This window comes from Mobilisporobacter senegalensis (genome assembly GCF_003752155.1).
Classification (GTDB): domain Bacteria; phylum Bacillota; class Clostridia; order Lachnospirales; family Lachnospiraceae; genus Mobilisporobacter; species Mobilisporobacter senegalensis.
On the sequence record NZ_RJVG01000016.1, the window covers coordinates 33,173 to 54,260 of the forward strand.

The window sequence follows — 21,088 nt, forward strand, 5'->3', positions numbered from 1 at the left end:
CACCTCTTAGGCTTACTGTGATTCATTATCATTCATCATCTTTTCTGAATTAGCAATTTCTCTGATCTTATAATATTTATCAAGAATCTTAGTATCAACACGATCTAATTCTTCTCTTGGGAGAATAGTTAACAGTTCCCAACCTTTATTTAAAGTATCCAAGATACCTCTATCTTCATTTCTTCCCTGTGCGATAAATTCATTTTCAAAAGAAGAGCCAAATTGTAAATATTTCTTATCAATTGGGGATAATTCATCTTCACCAATAACACTGGCTAAGGCTCTTGCTTCACCAACTCTTGCATAGGAAGAGAATAGCTGGTTGGCAAGATCCTGATGATCTTCTCTCGTATAGCCTTCACCGATACCATCTTTCATTAGACGGGAAAGAGATGGGAGAACATTAATAGGTGGATAGATTGCTTTTTGATGCAGTGACCTGTCAAGAACAATCTGACCTTCTGTAATATATCCTGTTAAATCAGGAATTGGATGAGTAATATCATCATTTGGCATTGTTAAAATAGGAACCTGGGTAACGGAGCCTGTAGAACCTTTCACAATTCCTGCACGTTCATATAATGTTGCCAGTTCACTATAAAGGTAACCAGGATATCCTTTTCTGCTTGGAATTTCTCCTTTAGAAGAAGAAACTTCACGCATAGCCTCTGCAAAAGAAGTCATATCCGTTAAGATGACGAGTACATGCATATTCTTTTCAAATGCAAGATATTCTGCCGCAGTCAGAGCCACTTTAGGGGTAATTAACCTTTCTACAACAGGATCATTGGCAAGATTTAAATACATGACAACGTGGGAACTTGCGCCACTTTCTTCAAATGTTCTTCGAAAGAATTCAGCTACATCATGCTTGACACCCATAGCAGCAAAAACGATGGCAAATTCTTCAGAAGAGTTATCACCCAGAGAAGCCTGCTTAACAATCTGCGCAGCTAATTCATCATGAGGAAGACCATTTCCAGAAAAGATAGGGAGTTTTTGCCCACGAATTAATGTTGTAAGGCAATCTATGGTAGAAATTCCTGTTTTTATATAATTACGAGGATATTCTCTGGAGCAGGGATTCAGCGGTTCCCCATTTACATTTCGGGTTTCTTTAGCCAGAATATTCCCAAGCCCATCGATTGGATGCCCTACGCCATTAAATATACGTCCAAGGATATCTTCAGAAAGAGCTACCTCCATTGGATGTCCTGTTAATTTAGTGTGCGTATTTTTAAGAGACATCTCCTCTGTTCCTTCAAATACCTGGATTACTGCTTTTCCCTCATATATTTCAACGATACGTCCCAGTTTGGTCTTGGTACCTTCTACTGTTATTTCCACAATTTCTTCAAAAGAAGCATCCTGAACACCTTCTAATACTACAAGGGGTCCATTAATTTCACTTAAGCCTAAATATTCAACTGACATAATAACCCCTCCTTTTATCCATTGGTCTTGATGAAACGTTCATAAAATTCATCTATCTGCTTGATATAATCATCAAATTTTTCTAATTCATCATTTGCCACATCATATTTAATAGAAATAACTTTATCAAACACCGCGTCTTCCCGGATCAATGACATTGGCATATTAAGAGCTAACAGCTGTTTTGCCTTTGTATATAAGTATAGGATGACCCTCATCATCTTTAATTGCTTTTCCATTGGTACATAAGTATCAGAAGGATGATACGCATTCTGCTGAACAAATCCTAATCGAATTACTTTTGCTATTTCTAAAGTAAGTTTTTGATCATCTGGCAGAACATCGCTGCCAATTAATTTAACAATTTCATTTAACTTACTTTCTTCAGTTAAGATGCTAAGGAGCTGATTTCTGCAATCCACAAAGTCAGTTCCAACATTATTGGAATACCATGGTCCTAAGTCGGAGATATATTCACTATAACTTGTTAACCATTGTATTGCAGGGAAATGCCTTGCATAAGCCAAAGATTTATCCAGTGCCCAGAAACAGCGAACAAAGCGTTTCGTATTCTGAGTTACAGGTTCAGAAAAATCTCCACCTTGAGGGGATACTGCTCCTATGATAGAAACGCTGCCTTCCGTGCCATTTAAATTTCTCATAAAACCGGCTCTCTCATAAAAGGCAGATAATCTGGAGGCTAAATAAGCAGGGAATCCTTCTTCTGCAGGCATTTCTTCAAGGCGGCCAGATAATTCACGGAGAGCTTCTGCCCAGCGTGATGTTGAATCTGCCATGATAGCAACGTGATATCCCATATCACGATAATACTCAGCAAGAGTAATACCAGTATAAATACTGGCTTCACGTGCAGCAACAGGCATATTAGAAGTATTTGCAATGAGAGTAGTTCGATCTAAAAGAAGATTACCTGATTTGGGATCTACTAGTTTAGAGAAATCTTCTAATACTTCCGTCATTTCATTTCCACGTTCTCCGCATCCTATATAAACTATAATATCTGCATCTGACCATTTTGCTAATTGATGTTGTGCCATTGTTTTTCCTGTACCAAATCCTCCAGGGATTGCAGCAGTCCCACCTTTTGCAATAGGGAACAATGTATCAATAATACGCTGGCCTGTAATTAATGGACGATCAGAGGAATAACGTTTTGTAATTGGTCTTGGAATACGAATTGGCCATTTTTGAGTAAGGGTAAGTACTTTTTCATTACCTTCATTATCTGTAATTGTTACAATAGGATCATTTATAGTATAAGATCCATCTGAGGCAACTTTTGTTACAGTGCCTTCTACATTAGGAGGAACCATTGATTTATGAATGATAGCAGATGTCTCAGGAACTTCAGCTATGATAGTTCCACCATAAATGTAATCACCAATGTTTACAGTAATATGAACATCCCAAAGTTTTTGGGTATCCAGAGAAGATACATTAATACCTCTTGAAATAAATGCTCCGGACTGTTTGGCAACCTCCTTTAAAGGTCTTTCTATACCATCAAAAATATTACCGATAATACCAGGTGCCAAGGTAACAGAAATTGCACTTCCTGTTGATATTACTTCTTCGCCTGGCTTTAAACCTGTAGTTTCTTCAAAAACCTGAATGGTTGTTGTATCTTTTGTAAGACTAATTACTTCGCCTATTAATTTCTGTTTACCGACTAAGACCATCTCTGACATCTTAAATCCAAGATTACCTTTTAAATAGACAATAGGCCCATTAATTCCATATATATTACCTGTTAATTCCATTTGGAGCGACCCCCATTTTATATTTTTTGTATGAAATGAAAAAATCAATTATGATTGTAATTCAAATTTTTCTTTTTCTTCATTTATTTTTGTAGAGAAAGAATTATCAATTAATATATTTTTCGAACTGATTACTGCTCTGGTACCACCCAAAAAATCTATAGTACTTATTGTAAGTAAAGCATTGGTCCTCTTCTCTAGTTCAGCTTTTTTCTCTTCGTCAGAAGGATTAATATAAATAGTTATTGCATCCTGTTTAGAAAAATTCACCGCATCCCTGATTTGTTTTTCTAATAAGTCTATATACTCAGGAGTCTTCATAAATTCTTCAATCTTACGTGTCACATCATTAAATAAAATAGCGGATAGTTCTTTTGATTTTTCATTGATTAATCTTCTCATATCAAGAGTCTCTGTAGAAAGAGTTTTATTCTTTTCACGATTAAGATTTTTCACTTCCATCTCAAAGAAGTTTTCTGCTTTTCTTAGAGATTCTTGTTTATGCTCTTCATATATTTCTCTCAAAGATTTTTTATAATCATTAATAATTTCAACTCTTTGTTTTGCAGCATCTTCCATTGTTGCATTATAAAAATTGTCTAATTTTTCGTCTAAGGTCATTTTAATCACCTGCTTTAATATTATAATTTTAATCCGATTGCTTCATTTATATAGGAAGTTATAAAATCTGGTTTACGGCCAGTTCCATGCCTGTCAGGAATTTCGATAATTAATGGAAGTCGCCTATGTAGCTTTACATCATCAATAATTTCGGGAAATTCTCTGCTAAATTTTTCAGTGATAAGTATAATACCTATTGTTTTATCCGATACTGCTTTTTCCAATTGTTCTTTCAAATGTTCTTTGGAATGTATAACAACACCTTCCACGCCTGCTAAACGCATGCCAGTATAAGTATCTACATTATCGCTAATAAGAAACATACGCATAATTTAAAACATCCTTTCGCTATACATTCAAGGTAATAACTAACCTAAAATCATAAATGAAATAAGCATTCCATATAAAGCAACACCTTCTGCAAGAGCAACGAAAATAAGTGCTTTACCCATAACAGAAGAATCTTCACTAAGTGCACCTAAAGCAGCTGAAGAAGCACTTGCAACAGCAATACCGGCACCTATTGTTGACATACCTGTAGCCAGTGCGGCTGCAATATATCTTAATCCTTCCGAAGCTCCTGCAGCAACAGTAGCATCTGCAGCAGATACCTTTCCGCCAAACAACATAATATTACCTATAATCAGCATGCTGAAAAATAAAAACACATTAAAACCTAAGGCAGTTTTAAAGGTACCTTTCTTTTTCTTTTCTGATAATAAGAAAGAGCCAAAAGGTATAATAATACTTAAAAGAAGTGCAGTTATTAAAATTATTTTTGTCATGATAAGTTTCCTCCTGAAATTACATAAAGTTTGTTAAGTATGTCATGAATAAATTCATGATCTTGCCGTATTCACCCAAATGCTTTATTACTGGCTTATATTTATAAATATTATAATTGATTTTTATATGCTTTAAATTCTTTACCGTTTCCCTTATAGAAACGACTGAACATTTCATAATATTCTAACCTTAAAACCTGAATTCCAACAATTAAGCCTTCCAGACAGGCAACAAATATATTGCCAAGAATTATTATAAGGAAATTCGGATTTTCTTCTGCTTTTCCAAGCATAAGAACAACGGACATCATTCCGGCATGGCTTAAGGCAAAGGCGCCAACACGTACAAATGAAACAGTATTCGTAATATAACTTAATAATACTTCAAAGAGCTCAAAGAAAGATTCTAAGAAAAACATCCCTTTATTTCCGGGAATAAGGTCTTTCTTTTTCTCAATTAACCTGGTCAATGGCTCCCTTAAGAATATTAATAATAATGGCAATCCAATTCCAGTTCCTGATAAAACAATACTAGGTAATGTATTACCTGATATTGCAAGTAATACAATTGCAATTACGACTATATAAAAAACCAAACCGGCAATGCCATTTGTATCAAAGAAGATTTTCTCAATATCTCTGGCTTTGATTCCATTGATAATACTAATAATCATTGCAATAATTATTAGGAATACACCAAAACCAATGGCAGTGTATAATACGGTCATGGTATCCTTCATTGGATTTACCCATACCGGGTGAAGAATTTCTTCAAATCCAAAGATACTTCCATATAGAAAACCAAAAATAGTAGAAAAAATTCCAGCACAGGATATGATGGCGGCAAGATTTAATTTTTTTCGTTTATACAATAGATAACCGCCTAATACAAGGCAAAGTCCTTGTCCTACATCACCAAACATCATACCAAACATAAATGAATAAGTTAATGCCACAAAAATGGTTGGGTCTATCTCATTATATGCAGGCAGACCATACATTTTAATAAACATTTCAAATGGTCTGAATATCTTGGGATTTTTTAATTTTGTAGGAGGTTTCGATGTGGTATTTTCATTGATTTCCTCTATGAAGCAATATACATCCGGGTCATTTTTAATTTCTGATAGTAATCTTTTCGTATCCCTTTCTGATATCCATCCGCAAAGGATGTAAAAAACCTGTTGTTTATCTTTGGTACATGCAGCAAGTTTTCTTACATCAAAATTCTGAGAAAGACTTGAAAGTATCTTATAAGCAAGTAAAATGTCATCAGCATCTTTTTTTAACTTACTTTTAATCTTTTTAGCTATTATTTTGCGCTGGATATTCATTTCATCAATTTGAATATTCAGTGCTTCATAAGCCTCTTGCGGAGTTCCCTCGTATTCATTTGGGAGCATTATCCTTTCAAAATGTAATGAAGCAAAGATAGCATCAATTTTTATTGATAGAGACGCAGGGACAAAATAGATACCCCATACATAATTTTCATCATTATTACATTCAAAAAATACGGTATTTAAATTATCATACGCATATTTGGAGAATTTATCATAATATTCATATGGTATTTTACCAAATCTGAATTTTATAAATTTAAAGTTTAATATCTTCTTTATTTCAAAATCCATGGATCGAAAAGGCTCAATTTGACTTGTTAATTCTGTCAAATGCGTACGCTTTGTTTTTAGATCCAGTCGTTCATCATTTAAGTCATCAAGCATAGAAAGAGAGTTTTCTAAAATCTCTTTTGCCTCTTCAGGCGACATTTTTCGTTTGGCCGGCATATTATCTGAACCGATTTTCTTTATGAGCTCTTCCGAACGATTTAGAATATCCTTATATGGGTTTGCTTCAATAAAAGGAGTTAAATCGTGGACAGAACTGAGTTCTGATAATGCATTTTCAAGATGTATCTCGTATTTTTTAAGATATACTTCTACGACTCGATCAATGTCTTTTTTAGGCCCTGTAATGCTTAAAAACTTCATTTTCTCAATCACAAGCTATACCTCCATAATGAATTTTAGGCTGATATTATTATAATACATATGCTAGTATTTCTTTTGGTTCTAACTGATATCTAATACACTCCAATGCAGTTGTAAGCTTATCAATTTCTTGTTCTTTTAAGAAAAGATAATTAAGGATAGGAGATATACTGGATGGATTTTTCTTACTATTATATTTATATATTGTACTCATTAACTTTCTAAAAATCAACTCAATGCTTTGTTCCTCAATCAAGTCATTGATAGAGTGATAATAGGTACTATTTAGATAATTTAAAAATTCTTCAATGGTTCCGGTTTCAATTAGATCTGCTAACTGCTCTTTTTTTAATTTATAGCTGATAGGAATAATAATTGATAAAATAGTGGAATTATCCACATCGTAGAATTTTTTGGAGCGGTATATCCACATAATATTCTGTAAATCAATTTGTTTTCCTAAACAATCGCTAAATATTTTAAGTTCAGATCCTTTTAAATACTTATCTTTTAGCCGCCATACGGTTTTATAATAAAATACATCCAACTGCATCTCATAATCAAACAGTGTATGATGATTCGAGTGATACAGAGTAGTAAAAAAAGTATGATAGATAGATCCTTTTAAATTCAATATAAATTCTTCCATAGATCTGGATGCTACCAGGGCATCAATTTTTAATTTCGAGTGACTTGTGAAAAAATCATAGAAAGATGCTAAATTATAAGTATTATCCTGATTAAAAACACGTAATAAACAACCTTTTAATATATTTACTTCATATCTAAAAAATATTAATTTGAGAATACTGCGCTGGTGCTGATCAGAAAACCTGTATATTTTTGCAAAGTCTTTATAAACAGCATTGATTATGATTCTTTCAATTTGACCTCTATGAAGAGATTTCTCATCTAAATTATCAAATAAATCGTGGTAAGACGGTTGTTTCTTTAAAAAATTAATGAAATCAGGAACATTGGTAATTGTTGATATAAAATTATAATCCTCCATACTTATAAGATTACTGCCCAAAGTTTTCACTTTAGTAACAATTCCACTGTAGGATAGTAAATTACCGTTCATATCATCACACTCCAATTATTTTGTGGAATATTTCATCAATCAGTTCATTATGATTATTAGAAAATTTACTTTCTAACTTACTAATTTGATGATTACAATCGTCTGCCAGATTCTTTCTTTCTTCCTCTAAACTTAAATTAATCTTATATTTTATCTCCTCTAATTTCTTGTTGTTGTCATTCATGATTTTCTCATCAAGCTGCTTCATATCTTTTTCTAACTGATTATGCAAATGTTCTTTCTCTATTGAAGTACTTTCAATAATTTTAGCTGCTTTTTCTTCTATCTCGGATAAAAGAGAAATTACCTTTTCCATATGATAACCTCCAATAATAATAAAATCTTTTGTTTTTTAACATTTGATAATATCATACACCTTTTTTGTAAAAATTCTATAGTAAATTAAAAGATTTTTTGAGTATGCCATAAATAAGTATAAAATTAAGGGAAAAACCTATATATTATTCATAAGAAAAGATTTGACTAAAAAATTTTTTATCATTATAATGTAACAATGATTTAAGTAATATTAAGGAGAAAAGATAATGCGTTTGCGTAACATTAAAGGTTCAAGGGAAAAGATACAATCCAATGAATATGTTGTACAGGAACCTGAACAATATAAAGGAAGATGGAAAGAATTTTTTAATAATGATAATCCAATTCATGTGGAGATCGGAATGGGCAAAGGAAAGTTCATTACAAGATTAGCCCATATGAATCCAGATATTAATTATATAGGAATTGAAAAATTTTCAAGCGTTTTAATTCGTGCCCTTGAGAAAAGACCTGAACTTGAAACGAATAACCTTATATTTATCCGGATGGATGCAGAATATATTAATGATGTTTTTGATAGAGATGAGATTGAGAGGATTTATCTTAATTTCTCAGATCCATGGCCAAAAGACAGACATGCAAAAAGAAGATTAACTTCAAAAGAGTTTTTTGCAAGATATGATAAACTTCTTAAAAGCCATGGCCATGTTGAATTCAAGACAGATAACAGAGAGTTGTTTGATTTTTCTTTAGAGGAAGTAGAATTGGCTTCCTGGAAATTAAGAGATGTGACTTTTAATTTACATGACAGTGAGTTTGCGGCCGGTAATATTATGACTGAGTATGAAGAAAAGTTTTCACAAGAGGGAAAACCCATCAATCGTCTGGTAGCTTTTCGCTAAAATAATATAGTTAATAATAGATTTTAATAATTACAAGTAATAAAATCTTATGCAACTTAGAATATTTACAGCTATATAATAATAGTGTAATATAAAAGAATAGAAGGATGTAAGTAATTGAGTAATAAATTTAAGAACCAGATTGCAAGATCGCTTAGCTGTAATACCCAATTAAACAGAAAAGTACTTAAGCTGAAAAAATCCTGGGATGAAGTACAATGCTTACTTTCGGCTATGTGCCCTAAAAAGAGGGAATGCAATAAAAATTGCAAAAGGAAGTAGAGATAAAATATTCTTCACTAATATTTTCTTTTTATTAGGATAGAATATCAATTAACCAAAGAAAAATGGAGGTAATGATATGGCATTAAAATTTACAGATGAAAATTTTGAACAAGAAGTACTTAATTCAGACCAATTAGTACTTGTCGATTTTTATGCTGATTGGTGTGGACCGTGTAAAATGATGGCTCCAATTATAGAAGAACTTGAAGGAGAATATGATGGAGTTGCAAAAGTAGGAAAACTGGATGTAGATGGTTCTCCGAATACAAGTGCAAAATATAAAGTAATGTCTATACCAACTATGTTATTCTTTAAGAATGGTGAGGTAGTAGGTTCTATAGTAGGTGCCGTTCCAAAAACTCAGATCACGGATGTTTTAGATCAAAACAAAGAATAAATAAATGTTAAGTTAAAGTGTTACAGTTAAGCCATAAAGCTTGAATTCGCTTTGCAACTTCTCGCTTAGGCTTAACTGTAACATTAAAATAAAAAACTTATAAAAAGTCCTTGCATTTCTAAAAGGTATATTATATAATAGTCCTTGCGTTAATCATATGCGCTTCTAGCTCAGCTGGTAGAGCACCTGACTCTTAATCAGGGTGTCCAGGGTTCGAGCCCCTGGAGGCGCACTTATAAAGTCTTAGTTTGACGAACACAGAGTCGTTGGGTTAGGGCTTTTTTTTGCGTGATCAGGTCTAAGGCCTGCACAATGAAAGTTTCGAACACAATCTAGTCTACAGTTTTTATATAACTTCTCTTTATTTCCTATTGACAAATGTTATAACATTTATTACAGTATAAATATATAATGATATAACATTTGATAAAAGGAGTAAAAAATATGGAATTTAATCCAGGATTTGATATTGAAGCTAAAGAATCGCCACTTAATTTTCAATATGGAGACCAGGTATTTGGAGCAAAACCAGAATTAAGAACAATAGATGCTGTTAGAAAATCTTTGAAGAATCCTTTTGCAAAAGGACCCAAAGTATTATATTGCATAAGTATGGATGTAGGTGAAAAAAAGGATTTACCATTGATGAAAAAAAGAAACTTGCTGTTTGGGGCAGTAACTTATGCAGCAGGAGTAGTTGGAGATGAACCTGTGAGATCACAGGGCCATATTCATGCTATTTCATCTAGTTGTAATGATTCCACTTGTGAAGTTTACGAAATATGGGATGGTGAGGCATACATATATATGCAGGAGAGCGGTAAGGATGATGCAGGAGAATGTTATGGGGTTCACGCTAAAGCTGGGGATGTTGTGATTGTTCCACCTGGTTGGGTACATGCAACAGTTAATGGAAACATTCATAAGAATATGACTTTTGGAGCATGGTGTGTTAGAGACTATGGATTTGATTATGAAGATGTAAGAGCACATAATGGAATTGCTTTTTTCCCAATTGTAAAAGATGATGAAATTGTTTGGGAGTTTAATAAGAAATATAGCAGTGGAAACATTACCATTAAAGAAGCACGAGAATATCCTGAGTTTGAAATTGAAAAAGGAAAACCTATCTATACTCAATTTCAAGAGAATCCTGATAAGTTTTTGTTTGTATCGAAACCAGCAATAGCTAAAGAAATATGGGAGTCGATGAAAATATGAGAGTTGTAAACAGAAAAGAGAATTATATAATAGATGATATTTTAAAAGGAGAATTAGTTGAAACTTCAATAAAATATTATGCCGAGGCAAAAGAATTTTATATGAATGAAGATAAATCATTAAAAGATGACACAAAGATGTATGATGTTTATCAATATACCTTAGAAGATGGAAGCGAAGTTGGACATTTATGTTGGGGGCTTACAGTCATGTATCCAGTTTTAATTAATGGGGAATGTAATATGACCAGAGGGCATTTTCATTTAAATGAAACCTGTGGGGAATTTTATTATGGAGCACAGGGAAATGGATTATTAATGTTAATGGATGCCCACGGTAAAACATGGGCAGAAGAAGTCTTTCCTGGATCTGTTCACTATATTAAGGGGGCATTGGCTCATCGTTTAATCAATACTGGAGATAAAATTTTTAAAGTGGTAGCTTGTTGGCCAATTGCTGCAGGTCATGATTATGAAAGGGTGGAAAAACAACCCTTTGGTTATCGCGTGTTTAAATATAACAATAAATTAGAACATAAAGAAATAAGGAGATAAAAACATGGGAAAATATAATAAACATCCAAAAACAGTTATTAAAGGTTATGAGAATTCATGTATACTAGGCTATAAAGATATCTTAAAAACACTTTGTGCCAATGATATAAAAGTATTAGTCATAGATACATATCCAGGTGTTAATGATGAGGAAGTAATAATGCAGCTTGAAACATTAAATCCTTCTTTATTTATTAATATGAAAGATATTTTCAAAAGTGAAGAAGTAATTACTGAACAATTAAAATATCATTTAACAGATGATCGGGTATTTGGAAAAATGTATTTTGGAGAAATTATGGACTTCATTGATGAAGACCGTCTTCAAGAAGCAAAAACCATGGTTGCACAAAACGAAGGTTTCGTGATTGTTTATGGGTATGGTGCTTCATTAATTACTAAAGGTGATATATTGGTTTATTTAGATATGGCCAGATGGGAAATTCAAATGCGTTATCGTCAAGGCCTGGGAAATTATAAGTGTTCTAACTTTGATGAAGATGTATTAAAAAAATATAAACGAGCATTCTTTATTGAATGGAGAGTTGCGGATAAACATAAAATGACAATTTTTGATGAAGTTGATTATTTTATTGATACTAATAGAAAAAATGATCCGAAAATGGTGAGTGGTGAAGCGCTAAGAGAAGGTCTAAAGCAAATTTCAAGACAACCATTTAGAACAGTTCCTTATTTTGATCCAGGTGTCTGGGGAGGACAATGGATGAAAGAAGTATGTGATTTAGATCGTACAAAAGATAACTTTGCATGGAGCTTTGATGGTGTGCCAGAAGAAAATTCATTATTTTTGGATTTTGAGAATGGAGTCATTGAAATCCCAGCCATGGATTTAGTTTTATATCAGCCTAAATCATTGCTTGGAGAACAAGTATATGCAAGATTTGGGGCAGAGTTTCCAATTCGATTTGATTTCTTAGATACTATTGAAGGGCAAAATTTAAGCTTACAAGTACATCCATTAACGGAATATATTAAAAAACAATTTGGAATGAGTTATACACAAGATGAAAGCTATTATATTTTAGATACAAAAGAAGATGCAGTAGTGTATTTGGGGCTTAAAGATAATGTTGATCCAGAGGAAATGATTCATGATTTACGTAGAGCAAATTTAGGAGAAGGTACTTTTAATGCAGAAAAGTATATTAATAAATTTCCGGCAAAGAAACATGATCATTTCTTGATTCCGGCAGGAACATGTCATTGCTCAGGAACGAATACTATGATCTTGGAAATTAGTGCAACGCCATATATATTTACCTTTAAGCTATGGGATTGGGGCCGTGTTGGTTTAGATGGAAAGCCAAGACCTGTACATATTGACCATGGAAAAGAAGTTATTCAATGGGATCGTACAACGTCTTGGGTTAAAGATAATTTAGTGAATAGGATTTATGAAGTGAAAAGAACAGATGCATATGTAGAAGAACATACAGGACTTCATGAATTAGAATTTATTGAGACAAGAAGATATTGGATAGAAGAAGAGGTTACAATTCAAACAAAAGGAACAGTTAATATGTTAAACCTTGTGGAGGGAACACAAGCAGTGATAGAAAGTCCAAATAATAAATTTTCACCATATTTTGTAAACCATGCCGAAACATTCATTCTTCCTGCAAGTGTTAAAGAGTATGTTATCAGGCCAGTTGTAGAGAATGAAAAAATTGGTATTATCAGAGCTTATGTTAGATAAAACATTAGAGAAGAAAAAAGACAGTTTAGAGTCAAGCCAATATAATAGCAGAAAAAATACTTGAAAAAACACAAGACAAATGTTGTATTGTTATATCATTTAATGTATAATATACAGATATAAAGAGGTGATAATTTGAAATTAAAGACAAGTTTAGGTGATAAACCATTATGGAGTCAAGTATATGATATATTGGTTGATAGAATGAATCAAGGTGTTTATGAGGCAGGTAGTATTCTGCCACCAGAAGTACAAATAATGGAGGAGTTTGGTGTCTCTAGAATTACTGTAAGACAGGCAATGGATAGATTGATTAGTGAAGAATTAATATCCAGAAAAAGAGGAAAAGGCACGGTTGTTTTGGAAAGAAAAGACAGAGCATCAACGGTCTTCCAATCCTCCTTTGATAAAGTAACTGAAGTACAAGGGAATATTAATAAAGAAGTACTTTCAGTGAAAATGGTTACTCCTTCTCCAGAAGTAAGATATGCTTTTGAACTTTCAGAAAATCAGTTAGTTTTAGAATTAGTACGTTTAAATAGAGATAATCATGGGAATGTTTTAACAATCCATTATTCATATTTAAACCCTATAACTGAATTAACAACGAAGGATGATTACTCTATATCACTATATAAGGTTTTGACACAAAAAGGATATCCTATAGAAGCCGTAATTGAGGAAATTACTGCAAAAATTAGTGATGGAAAAGAAAAACAGATTTTTAAATTAAGAAAAGATGTAGCTATTATAACTCGTTTGCGCAAGGGATATAATGGCAAGCAGCTAGTGGAGTATTCAATATCTAAGTATAACAGTGAAGGTTACACATTAATTATTAATAGCAACTAACGAAAACTTTTAGGCATACAATTTTTTAATTGACAAAAGCCCTTAAAAAACATATAATAAATTTATAAAATATAATGTCATGACATTATAAATATATAATCATGTTGGAGGTGAGAAATGAAACAAATTTTGTTAGTGAGTCATGGTTATATGGCATATGGTACTCATGAAGCTGCAAAAATGATTATCGGAGATATAGACTATCTTGACCATCTATGTTTATCCGCGGATAAAGATGTAGAAGTTTTTAAAAATGAGATACGTGAGAAACTTATAAAAATTAATGATGCTAAGCAAATTATCGTTCTTGCTGATTTATTAGGTGGATCACCTTATACAACAACGTTAGCATTATTAGATGAACTAAATTTAACAGAAAAATCATTTGTAGTAGCAGGAATGAATTTATCCCTCATTATACAGGTTGCTTTAATGGAGAATAGTTTAACAGAAGCGGAATTAAAAAGTATTATTGAGGAATCTAAATCATCAATGGTTATGTTTGAGCAGAATAATAATGATGATGATGACGAATTATAGGAAAGGAGAAGGATATGGCAATTAGTTTTATAAGATGTGATGATCGTATTATTCACGGACAAATCGTAGTTAGATGGTCCACCGAGTTTCCATGCGATGGGATTATAGCAGTTAATGATAAAGCAGCTACAAATGATGTTATTAAGTCGGCTTTAAAATCAGCATCAAATAAAAAGACGTTTATTTGGACCTATGATCAATTTCTAACAAAAATGGAGGAGGCAGTAAAAAGCGAAAAAAATTATTTTGTTATTACTAAGGAGCCAATTACAATGGCTAAATTATTAGTTGATAACAAAATGAAAGTAAATGTGAATACATTGAATATCGGTCCTCAAAGCGCAAGAGAAGGTACATTTAATGTTAATAAAAATGCTGATATTACAAAAGAAGAAATTCAGGCATATGAACGTATTCACCAAGCTGGCTATAAAATAAATTTTCAATTAGTACCAGATTTTAGCAAAGTAGAATGGAAAGATGTAAGAGAAAAATTATTGGCTTTATAGGAGGAGAAAAAATGGAGATTGGTGTTTTTCAGGCAATACTTATTGGTGTTTTATCTTATCTGGGGTCCTTATCGTGTCCATGGCTGTTAGGTCTAACAGGGGGATGGTATACGATTTCAAGACCATTAATATCAGGTTTTTTAATTGGATTAGTTTTAGGTGATGTAACTACTGGTATCATAGTAGGGGTAGCAGTTCAGGTAGTATTTATTGCTCTGGTAACACCAGGGGGACAAATGCCACAAGATTTAAATTCAGCAGCTTATATTGGTGTTACGCTAGGTATATTAATGGTAAAACGAGGGGGAACAGTGGAATCAGCAGTCTCTGTTGCAACAGCGGTTGGAGCAATCGGTACCATCTTCCATAACTTTATGATGTTTACAAATACTTTCTGGAATGCGGCAGCTACACAGGCAATAAAAAAAGGAAATTACAAAGGGTTATTTTTGAATCACTGGGTGCTTCCTCAAATTGTCCAGGCATGTTATCGTATTATTCCAACATTCGTAGTCTTATATTTAGGGCAATCTTATGCAGGGGATATTATTGCTATGTTCCCTGTTGATAGCTTTATTATGCGTGCTCTCACTGCTTTGGGCGGTATGTTACCAGCAGTAGGAGTAGCTATCTTATTAAAACAAGTAACGAAAAAGGATATCGATATTATCCGTTTCTTATTAGGCTTTGCATTAGTTGCTGCCCTGGGAATGAATATGATTACATTAGCGATTATTGGTGCTTACTTTGCTTATAATCACTTTGTATATACTGCACAATCAATTCCTGCAGTAGCAGCAGGAGGCATGGGTGATGATTTAGAGGAGGAGTTATAATATGAAAAAGATTAGTAAAAAAACTCTAAGTAAAGTATGGTTCCGTTGGATGTGTGGAAACTTATCTTCTATGTCATTTCAATGGTTAGCATCATTTGGGTTTAGTGATTCTATGGTTCCGGCTATTAAAGAATTATACGGTGATAACAAAGACGAGCAAATTGCAGCATTACAAAGACATGCAGCTTTCTATAATACAGAGCCCCAATTAGGATGTATCATTAATGGTGTGGTTTGTGGTTTAGAGGAAGAACGGGCAAATGGAGCAGATATTGATGATGAAGTCATCAATGGTATAAAAATTGGTTTAATGGGTCCGTTAGCAGGTATCGGAGATGCAATGGTACCGGGTATGTTAGTGCCTTTATTATTAAGTATTGCAATCGGATTATCTAATGGCGGCAATGTATTAGGTCCTATCTTCTATATCATTACATACATGGCAAGTGTGACGATAGGTACATATTATCTATTTTTTAAAGGCTATCAATTGGGAACCAAATCAATTGATCTAATTGTAGGAGAAGCGGCACAACGTATTCGTGAAGCATTTAATCTATTAGGAGCAATTGTAGTAGGAGGGGTAGGTGCCTCTTATGTGGCAGTTAATACAGCATTGCAAATTAGTACAGGAAATGAGGAAGCACCGGTAATTATCAATAATGTACTAAATGGAATTTTCCCCAAACTATTATCTCTGGTTGTTGTTTTATTCTGTTGGTGGTTAATGTCTAAGAAAAAAGTATCAGCTTTAAAAGTAATGGGAATTTTAGTAGTAATAGCGATAGTTGGTGTGAGCATTGGATTCTTCTAATATAAATGATGATGTAAATATAAGGGAAGTAAATAAAAAATTGATAAATGCTTTTTTGGAGAAACAATGCGTATCTCCTGAATCAGCTATATTTTTAGAAACGATAGACTTATCTATCCCTTCAAAATTAAAATATTACTTAGTAGAGGAGTTTGTCAGATCAGACTTTGTCCGGGTATTACCAGATGGAAAAGTATATTTTCTAAATAAAAAGTGGGAAAAAGAGAAAAAGAAAACACAGGCTATATATCTCTTAATTATGATTTTTCCGATTATTTTAGGAATCTTATTAATCATTTTTTCGTGACAAAATCAATATCATATGATAAAAATTATTTTGCCCTTGACAGCATGTTTTTCATGCTGTCAAGGGTAAAATGGAATAAAGGTCAGACATTGACACGACCATTAAAAATAGAGGTGTATTAAAATGAAAAATATAATAATATTCTTTGACATTGATGGTACGCTAATTGATTGTTCAAAAGGAATTACGAAACCTACTGATAAAACCGTATATACCTTGAAAGAAATGCGTGATTCAGGAGCAATGTTGTTTATTACCAGTGGAAGACCATATTGCCTTATTAATAAAGAAATTCGTGAACTAGATTTTGATGGATATATTACCTCAAATGGTATGTGTATTCTTATGGAAGGTAAGGTCATTAATAGTAAAATAATAGGAGGTTATATAATTAAAAAATTAATTTCTTTGTCAAATGAATATAACTTTGGATATCATTTTGAGACACCAACTTCTCTTTATACTAGTTCTAACAATAGAAAGTTTATTAATGATTATTTTATTAGGTATAGCTTGCCCCTATCAATACAAAATGAAAACTTTGAAGAAATTAGTAAGATTGTTAATAAGATTTCAGTTTACTTAAAAAAAGATGAGGATATTAAAATTATTTCGAAAGAACTAAATATGCTTACATTTCACAAAGTGGAAGATTGTGTATATGAGGCTTGTTACGACTATATAAGTAAGGGAAGCGCAATAAAAGAAGTGATAGAAATTTTGGATATTAAGGATTGGGAAATGTATGCATTTGGTGATGGAACAAACGATATTGAAATGATGCAAATTGTTGAAAATTCAATCGCAATGGGCAATTGCCATCCACAATTATTAAAATATGCAAAGTATCAAACAGCCTCTGTAGATAAAGAGGGAATTTATGAATTTTGGAAAGCTCATAATCATCAAGAGAAACTTGATTCAGATGTGGTTTGAACCACATCTGAATTTTTAAATAGCAGAAGAATATATCAAAATAGCAGGATATCTGTTATTCGTATAATAAATCATTTCTTAATTCAACTTTGAAACTATATTTATCACCACGTACAACTGAGGCAGTATATTCTACCATTACATTCTCTTCATAGCTATAACGCTCTAATAAGGTGCATGGAATACTGGCAGTGATATTAAGTAATGCCCGGTCCTTTACATTAGGTATAATAGGCTTGAAAGTCTCCGTAGCACGATCTACCTGCAGACTATATTTTTCTTTTAAAAAAGTGTATAAAGAGCCTGTCTTAAGTAATTCTATATTTAATTTAAAAAAACGATTTTGTGGAAGATACGTTGTTTCAATCATAAGTGGATAATCTTTTACAGATCGAAGTCTGATTAACTTATGAAATCTGTCGTTGGTACTATATCCTAATTTTATAGCTAAATCTCTGTCTAAAGTAATTAATTCATAATCAATTACTTCATTATGGATTAGATTATTACTGTTTTTTAGTTCATCGGTAAAAGAATAGAACTTAAAAAGAGATTGTTCAAAAACCTGAGGTTTTACAAAAGTACCATTTCCGTGGATGGTATATATATAATTATGTTCTTTTAATGTTTCTAATGCTTGTCTGATTGTAGAACGACTTACATGATATTTTTCAGCAAGATTTCTTTCGGTAGGTAATGGAGAATTCTCCGCGTATTCCCCATTTTGTATGGCGAGTAAAATACTGTCGTATATTGTCATATATAAAGGCGAATTAGACATATCATCATCCTTCCGGTTTCTTTTTATTCTAATTATACATGAACTGGTATCAATAAATCAAATTGCTTATTATATTCTATTTCATATTTGTGAGGAAAATGCATACCACGTAAGAATTGGTATGCAAAATGACTAAGGATTTCTAAAGTATTGGTCTGTAATTGGTAGAATTGTTGAAAATGAGGGTATAAAATGATAGTATTACGTAAAAGATGTATAAAAAAGAACTATTAATAACGAGTAAGAAAGGAGCAGGCTATGGGAGAACCTAATATACTTCTGACACGAATCGACAATCGTCTCATTCACGGACAGGTTGGAGTAACTTGGACTATGACTTTAGGTGCGAATCTCATTCTTGTGGCTGATGATGTTGTTGCTGATGATACATTGCAACAGCAATTAATGAGTGTAACAGCTCAATCTTCTGGTGCGGGAGTAAGATTTTTTACGATTCAAAAAACAATCGATGTGATTCACAAAGCATCACCAAATCAGAAAATATTTATCGTATGCAGGACACCTCAGGTGGTAAGGAAACTAGTGGAAGGGGGCGTTCCGATAAAAGAAGTGAATGTTGGAAATATGCACTTTGACAAAGGGAAACATGCTTTAAGTAAGAAAGTTTACGTAGATGACAAGGATTTGGAGGATCTACAGGCAATACAAGCAGCGGGGGTTGAAGTCTATATTCAGGATGTTCCGGGAGATATGAAAGAACATATAAAGTAAAGCTTAATACTAGGGAGGGTTTACAATGGAAATAACTTTATTGCAAGGAATTGCACTAACTATTATGGCAATTATTGTAGGAATTGATTTTTGGCTTGAAGGGCTCTTTATTTTTAGACCAATTATTGTATGTACTTTAACAGGAATCATTCTGGGAGATGTACAGATTGGTCTGATCACGGGAGGATTAACAGAATTAGCATTTGCCGGCTTAACTCCTGCCGGAGGAACACAACCACCAAATCCGGTTCTGGCTGGTGTTATGACTACAGTTATTGCCCATTCAACTGGTTCAGATGCAGCAACAAGTGTTGCATTAGCATTACCATTCAGCTTCTTGATGCAGTATATTATCTTATTCTTCTATTCTTCTTTTTCTTTATTTATGAGAAGAGCAGATGAATGTGCTAATAACGCAGATGCAAAAGGATTGTTTAAACTTAACATGTTAACAACAATTATTGTTGGTGTTACATATGGTGTCGTTGTATTCTTATGTGCTTATGTAGCGCAGGATGGTATGCAGGCATTAGTTCAAGCAATGCCTGAATGGTTAACACATGGATTCCAGGTAGCCGGAGGTATTCTTCCTGCAGTTGGTTTTGGTATGTTATTAAAAGTAATGTTAAAGATAGAATATGTACCATATCTACTGATTGGATTTTTAATGGCTTGCTTCTTGACTTTATCAAATCTGTTACCAGTTGCTATTGCAGGAGCTGCATTAGCTTTAATCGGTTTCAACCGCGATAAGGATATTGCAAAATTATTGTCTAATATAACAGTTAGTAAAGGAGATGAAGAGGATGGAATCTAAAGATAGTAAGAAAGTATTGACCAAGAAAGACATTACAAATTTAGGGCTTACCTCTGGTTTGCTTCAGGCAAGTTTCAATTATGAAAGAATGCAAAGTGGAGGATTTACATTAGCACAGCTTCCGGCATTAAAGAAGATATATAAAGATGATAAAGAAGGCCTTGCCAATGCAATGAATGATAATCTTGAATTCATCAATACTCATCCCAATCTGGTTGGTTTTCTTATGGGTCTTTTAGTGTCTCTGGAAGAAGCCCATGAGAACAGAGAGACCATAAAAGGTCTTAAAGTTGCACTGTTTGCACCTTTGGCAGGGATTGGTGATGCAATTTTCTGGTTTACATTATTACCAATCATAGCAGGTATTTGTGCATCTATGGCTATGGATGGAAATGTTTTAGGACCAATCCTATTTTTCTTAACTTATCTTGTAGTGTTTGTTTTACGTATTGTCTGGACTCATCTGGGATATAACCTTGGCGTAAAAGCAATTGATAAGATAAAGGAATATTCGACGATTCTATCAAAGGCGGCAACTATATTAGGGGTTACAGTAATTGGTGGATTAATTGCATCCTATGTAAATATTAATATATTAACTGAAATAGTTGTTAATGAATCAAAAACCGTACTTTTACAAGCTGATTTTTTTGATAAGATATTTCCGAAAATATTACCATTTGGTTATACCTTTTTAATGTTTTCTCTATTGAAGAAGAAAGTGAGTCCGATTGTATTAATTGTTTCTACATTTGGTTTATCAATACTTTTATCTTTCTTGGGAATTCTTTAATCAGAGAACATTTTACATAATAACAGGAGACCAACTATGAATAGTCAATAGAAAAATTAAAGTTTTTTCAAGAATCTTTGAACTAAAAAAGTGTATAGTAAACAAAGCATCAAAAGG

Annotated in this window: 24 protein-coding genes and 1 tRNA gene; 16 read left to right on the forward strand and 9 right to left on the reverse strand. The window is 32.8% G+C overall.

What is annotated here, in order from left to right; translation table 11 throughout:
• Positions 1 to 12: 12 nt before the first annotated feature.
• The 8 genes from EDD66_RS17370 to EDD66_RS17405 all read right to left on the reverse strand — a co-directional run bounded on the left by EDD66_RS17370 (position 13) and on the right by EDD66_RS17405 (position 8,015).
• Positions 13 to 1,434 carry a V-type ATP synthase subunit B gene (locus EDD66_RS17370; protein ID WP_123610863.1) on the reverse strand — a complete coding sequence of 474 codons (1,422 nt, stop codon included), beginning with the start codon at positions 1,432 to 1,434 and terminating at the stop codon, positions 13 to 15.
• A gap of 14 nt (positions 1,435 to 1,448) precedes the next feature.
• Complete coding sequence (locus tag EDD66_RS17375; protein ID WP_123610864.1) at positions 1,449 to 3,215, reverse strand: V-type ATP synthase subunit A; 1,767 nt, start codon at positions 3,213 to 3,215, stop codon at positions 1,449 to 1,451.
• Positions 3,216 to 3,263: 48 nt separating this feature from the next.
• Positions 3,264 to 3,836, reverse strand: a complete 573-nt coding sequence (locus EDD66_RS17380) for a V-type ATP synthase subunit E (RefSeq protein WP_123610865.1) — start codon at positions 3,834 to 3,836, stop codon at positions 3,264 to 3,266.
• A gap of 20 nt (positions 3,837 to 3,856) precedes the next feature.
• Positions 3,857 to 4,165, reverse strand: coding sequence for a V-type ATP synthase subunit F (locus EDD66_RS17385; protein ID WP_123610866.1), 309 nt, complete (start codon positions 4,163 to 4,165; stop codon positions 3,857 to 3,859).
• A 39-nt stretch (positions 4,166 to 4,204) separates the two neighbouring features.
• On the reverse strand, positions 4,205 to 4,621 hold the full coding sequence (locus tag EDD66_RS17390) for an ATP synthase subunit C (protein ID WP_123610867.1): 417 nt from the start codon (positions 4,619 to 4,621) through the stop codon (positions 4,205 to 4,207).
• A 110-nt stretch (positions 4,622 to 4,731) separates the two neighbouring features.
• Complete coding sequence (locus EDD66_RS17395) at positions 4,732 to 6,627, reverse strand: V-type ATP synthase subunit I (RefSeq protein WP_123610868.1); 1,896 nt, start codon at positions 6,625 to 6,627, stop codon at positions 4,732 to 4,734.
• 37 nt (positions 6,628 to 6,664) lie between these two features.
• Positions 6,665 to 7,699: a V0D/AC39 family V-type ATPase subunit gene (locus EDD66_RS17400; protein WP_123610869.1), complete on the reverse strand. Its 1,035-nt coding sequence runs from the start codon at positions 7,697 to 7,699 to the stop codon at positions 6,665 to 6,667.
• A gap of 4 nt (positions 7,700 to 7,703) precedes the next feature.
• The gene (locus EDD66_RS17405) at positions 7,704 to 8,015 is read right to left on the reverse strand and encodes a hypothetical protein (RefSeq protein WP_123610870.1); all 312 of its coding nucleotides are present in this window, start codon (positions 8,013 to 8,015) and stop codon (positions 7,704 to 7,706) included.
• Positions 8,016 to 8,244: 229 nt separating this feature from the next.
• Here EDD66_RS17405 and trmB point away from each other — a divergent pair, with 229 nt between their 5' ends.
• The 13 genes from trmB to EDD66_RS17470 all read left to right on the forward strand — a co-directional run bounded on the left by trmB (position 8,245) and on the right by EDD66_RS17470 (position 17,848).
• Positions 8,245 to 8,880, forward strand: a complete 636-nt coding sequence (gene trmB / locus EDD66_RS17410) for a tRNA (guanosine(46)-N7)-methyltransferase TrmB (RefSeq protein ID WP_123610871.1) — start codon at positions 8,245 to 8,247, stop codon at positions 8,878 to 8,880.
• Positions 8,881 to 9,241: 361 nt separating this feature from the next.
• A complete protein-coding gene (gene trxA / locus EDD66_RS17415) occupies positions 9,242 to 9,562 on the forward strand; it encodes a thioredoxin (protein ID WP_123610872.1) in 321 nt (106 codons plus the stop codon).
• A 159-nt stretch (positions 9,563 to 9,721) separates the two neighbouring features.
• Positions 9,722 to 9,794, forward strand: a tRNA-Lys gene (locus EDD66_RS17420).
• 212 nt (positions 9,795 to 10,006) lie between these two features.
• Complete coding sequence (locus EDD66_RS17425) at positions 10,007 to 10,783, forward strand: glucose-6-phosphate isomerase family protein (RefSeq protein ID WP_123610873.1); 777 nt, start codon at positions 10,007 to 10,009, stop codon at positions 10,781 to 10,783.
• Positions 10,780 to 11,337 (forward strand): glucose-6-phosphate isomerase family protein, encoded by a 558-nt coding sequence (locus tag EDD66_RS17430; protein WP_123610874.1) that lies wholly within the window; start codon positions 10,780 to 10,782, stop codon positions 11,335 to 11,337. The genes EDD66_RS17425 and EDD66_RS17430 overlap by 4 nt, the downstream gene beginning before the upstream one ends.
• Before the next feature lie 4 nt (positions 11,338 to 11,341).
• Positions 11,342 to 13,054 carry a class I mannose-6-phosphate isomerase gene (locus tag EDD66_RS17435; protein WP_123610875.1) on the forward strand — a complete coding sequence of 571 codons (1,713 nt, stop codon included), beginning with the start codon at positions 11,342 to 11,344 and terminating at the stop codon, positions 13,052 to 13,054.
• 135 nt (positions 13,055 to 13,189) lie between these two features.
• Positions 13,190 to 13,906, forward strand: coding sequence for a GntR family transcriptional regulator (locus EDD66_RS17440; protein ID WP_123610876.1), 717 nt, complete (start codon positions 13,190 to 13,192; stop codon positions 13,904 to 13,906).
• A 117-nt stretch (positions 13,907 to 14,023) separates the two neighbouring features.
• Positions 14,024 to 14,446: a PTS sugar transporter subunit IIA gene (locus tag EDD66_RS17445; protein ID WP_123610877.1), complete on the forward strand. Its 423-nt coding sequence runs from the start codon at positions 14,024 to 14,026 to the stop codon at positions 14,444 to 14,446.
• Between the two features lie 14 nt (positions 14,447 to 14,460).
• On the forward strand, positions 14,461 to 14,955 hold the full coding sequence (locus EDD66_RS17450; RefSeq protein ID WP_123610878.1) for a PTS system mannose/fructose/N-acetylgalactosamine-transporter subunit IIB: 495 nt from the start codon (positions 14,461 to 14,463) through the stop codon (positions 14,953 to 14,955).
• A gap of 11 nt (positions 14,956 to 14,966) precedes the next feature.
• Positions 14,967 to 15,791 carry a PTS mannose/fructose/sorbose/N-acetylgalactosamine transporter subunit IIC gene (locus tag EDD66_RS17455; protein ID WP_123610879.1) on the forward strand — a complete coding sequence of 275 codons (825 nt, stop codon included), beginning with the start codon at positions 14,967 to 14,969 and terminating at the stop codon, positions 15,789 to 15,791.
• Position 15,792: 1 nt separating this feature from the next.
• Positions 15,793 to 16,605, forward strand: a complete 813-nt coding sequence (locus EDD66_RS17460; RefSeq protein WP_123610880.1) for a PTS system mannose/fructose/sorbose family transporter subunit IID — start codon at positions 15,793 to 15,795, stop codon at positions 16,603 to 16,605.
• The gene (locus EDD66_RS17465) at positions 16,592 to 16,912 is read left to right on the forward strand and encodes a hypothetical protein (protein ID WP_123610881.1); all 321 of its coding nucleotides are present in this window, start codon (positions 16,592 to 16,594) and stop codon (positions 16,910 to 16,912) included. Before EDD66_RS17460 ends, EDD66_RS17465 begins: the two co-directional genes overlap by 14 nt.
• Before the next feature lie 123 nt (positions 16,913 to 17,035).
• Positions 17,036 to 17,848: an HAD family hydrolase gene (locus tag EDD66_RS17470; RefSeq protein ID WP_123610882.1), complete on the forward strand. Its 813-nt coding sequence runs from the start codon at positions 17,036 to 17,038 to the stop codon at positions 17,846 to 17,848.
• 55 nt (positions 17,849 to 17,903) lie between these two features.
• Here the strand turns inward: EDD66_RS17470 and EDD66_RS17475 are convergent, their stop codons facing one another.
• Positions 17,904 to 18,629 carry a GntR family transcriptional regulator gene (locus EDD66_RS17475; protein WP_123610883.1) on the reverse strand — a complete coding sequence of 242 codons (726 nt, stop codon included), beginning with the start codon at positions 18,627 to 18,629 and terminating at the stop codon, positions 17,904 to 17,906.
• A gap of 258 nt (positions 18,630 to 18,887) precedes the next feature.
• Here EDD66_RS17475 and agaB point away from each other — a divergent pair, with 258 nt between their 5' ends.
• From agaB to agaD, 3 genes are read left to right on the forward strand one after another with little or no spacing between them, the layout of a single operon-like run.
• Positions 18,888 to 19,361 (forward strand): PTS galactosamine transporter subunit IIB, encoded by a 474-nt coding sequence (gene agaB, locus EDD66_RS17480; RefSeq protein WP_123610884.1) that lies wholly within the window; start codon positions 18,888 to 18,890, stop codon positions 19,359 to 19,361.
• 25 nt (positions 19,362 to 19,386) lie between these two features.
• Positions 19,387 to 20,178 (forward strand): PTS galactosamine transporter subunit IIC, encoded by a 792-nt coding sequence (gene agaC, locus EDD66_RS17485; protein ID WP_123610885.1) that lies wholly within the window; start codon positions 19,387 to 19,389, stop codon positions 20,176 to 20,178.
• A complete protein-coding gene (gene agaD / locus EDD66_RS17490) occupies positions 20,168 to 20,971 on the forward strand; it encodes a PTS galactosamine transporter subunit IID (protein ID WP_123610886.1) in 804 nt (267 codons plus the stop codon). The genes agaC and agaD overlap by 11 nt, the downstream gene beginning before the upstream one ends.
• Positions 20,972 to 21,088: the final 117 nt, after the last annotated feature.

Coding starts and splice junctions, on each gene's coding strand:
- EDD66_RS17445 (WP_123610877.1), top strand. CDS start 14,024: ATGAAACAAATTTTGTTAGTGAGTCATGGTTATATGGCATATGGTACT.
- trmB (WP_123610871.1), top strand. CDS start 8,245: ATGCGTTTGCGTAACATTAAAGGTTCAAGGGAAAAGATACAATCCAAT.
- EDD66_RS17430 (WP_123610874.1), top strand. CDS start 10,780: ATGAGAGTTGTAAACAGAAAAGAGAATTATATAATAGATGATATTTTA.
- EDD66_RS17455 (WP_123610879.1), top strand. CDS start 14,967: ATGGAGATTGGTGTTTTTCAGGCAATACTTATTGGTGTTTTATCTTAT.
- trxA (WP_123610872.1), top strand. CDS start 9,242: ATGGCATTAAAATTTACAGATGAAAATTTTGAACAAGAAGTACTTAAT.
- EDD66_RS17425 (WP_123610873.1), top strand. CDS start 10,007: ATGGAATTTAATCCAGGATTTGATATTGAAGCTAAAGAATCGCCACTT.
- EDD66_RS17435 (WP_123610875.1), top strand. CDS start 11,342: ATGGGAAAATATAATAAACATCCAAAAACAGTTATTAAAGGTTATGAG.
- EDD66_RS17380 (WP_123610865.1), bottom strand. CDS start 3,836: ATGACCTTAGACGAAAAATTAGACAATTTTTATAATGCAACAATGGAA.
- EDD66_RS17375 (WP_123610864.1), bottom strand. CDS start 3,215: ATGGAATTAACAGGTAATATATATGGAATTAATGGGCCTATTGTCTAT.
- EDD66_RS17405 (WP_123610870.1), bottom strand. CDS start 8,015: ATGGAAAAGGTAATTTCTCTTTTATCCGAGATAGAAGAAAAAGCAGCT.
- EDD66_RS17470 (WP_123610882.1), top strand. CDS start 17,036: ATGAAAAATATAATAATATTCTTTGACATTGATGGTACGCTAATTGAT.
- EDD66_RS17475 (WP_123610883.1), bottom strand. CDS start 18,629: ATGTCTAATTCGCCTTTATATATGACAATATACGACAGTATTTTACTC.
- agaD (WP_123610886.1), top strand. CDS start 20,168: ATGGAATCTAAAGATAGTAAGAAAGTATTGACCAAGAAAGACATTACA.
- EDD66_RS17450 (WP_123610878.1), top strand. CDS start 14,461: ATGGCAATTAGTTTTATAAGATGTGATGATCGTATTATTCACGGACAA.
- agaB (WP_123610884.1), top strand. CDS start 18,888: ATGGGAGAACCTAATATACTTCTGACACGAATCGACAATCGTCTCATT.
- EDD66_RS17370 (WP_123610863.1), bottom strand. CDS start 1,434: ATGTCAGTTGAATATTTAGGCTTAAGTGAAATTAATGGACCCCTTGTA.
- EDD66_RS17400 (WP_123610869.1), bottom strand. CDS start 7,699: ATGAACGGTAATTTACTATCCTACAGTGGAATTGTTACTAAAGTGAAA.
- EDD66_RS17390 (WP_123610867.1), bottom strand. CDS start 4,621: ATGACAAAAATAATTTTAATAACTGCACTTCTTTTAAGTATTATTATA.
- EDD66_RS17460 (WP_123610880.1), top strand. CDS start 15,793: ATGAAAAAGATTAGTAAAAAAACTCTAAGTAAAGTATGGTTCCGTTGG.
- EDD66_RS17385 (WP_123610866.1), bottom strand. CDS start 4,165: ATGCGTATGTTTCTTATTAGCGATAATGTAGATACTTATACTGGCATG.
- agaC (WP_123610885.1), top strand. CDS start 19,387: ATGGAAATAACTTTATTGCAAGGAATTGCACTAACTATTATGGCAATT.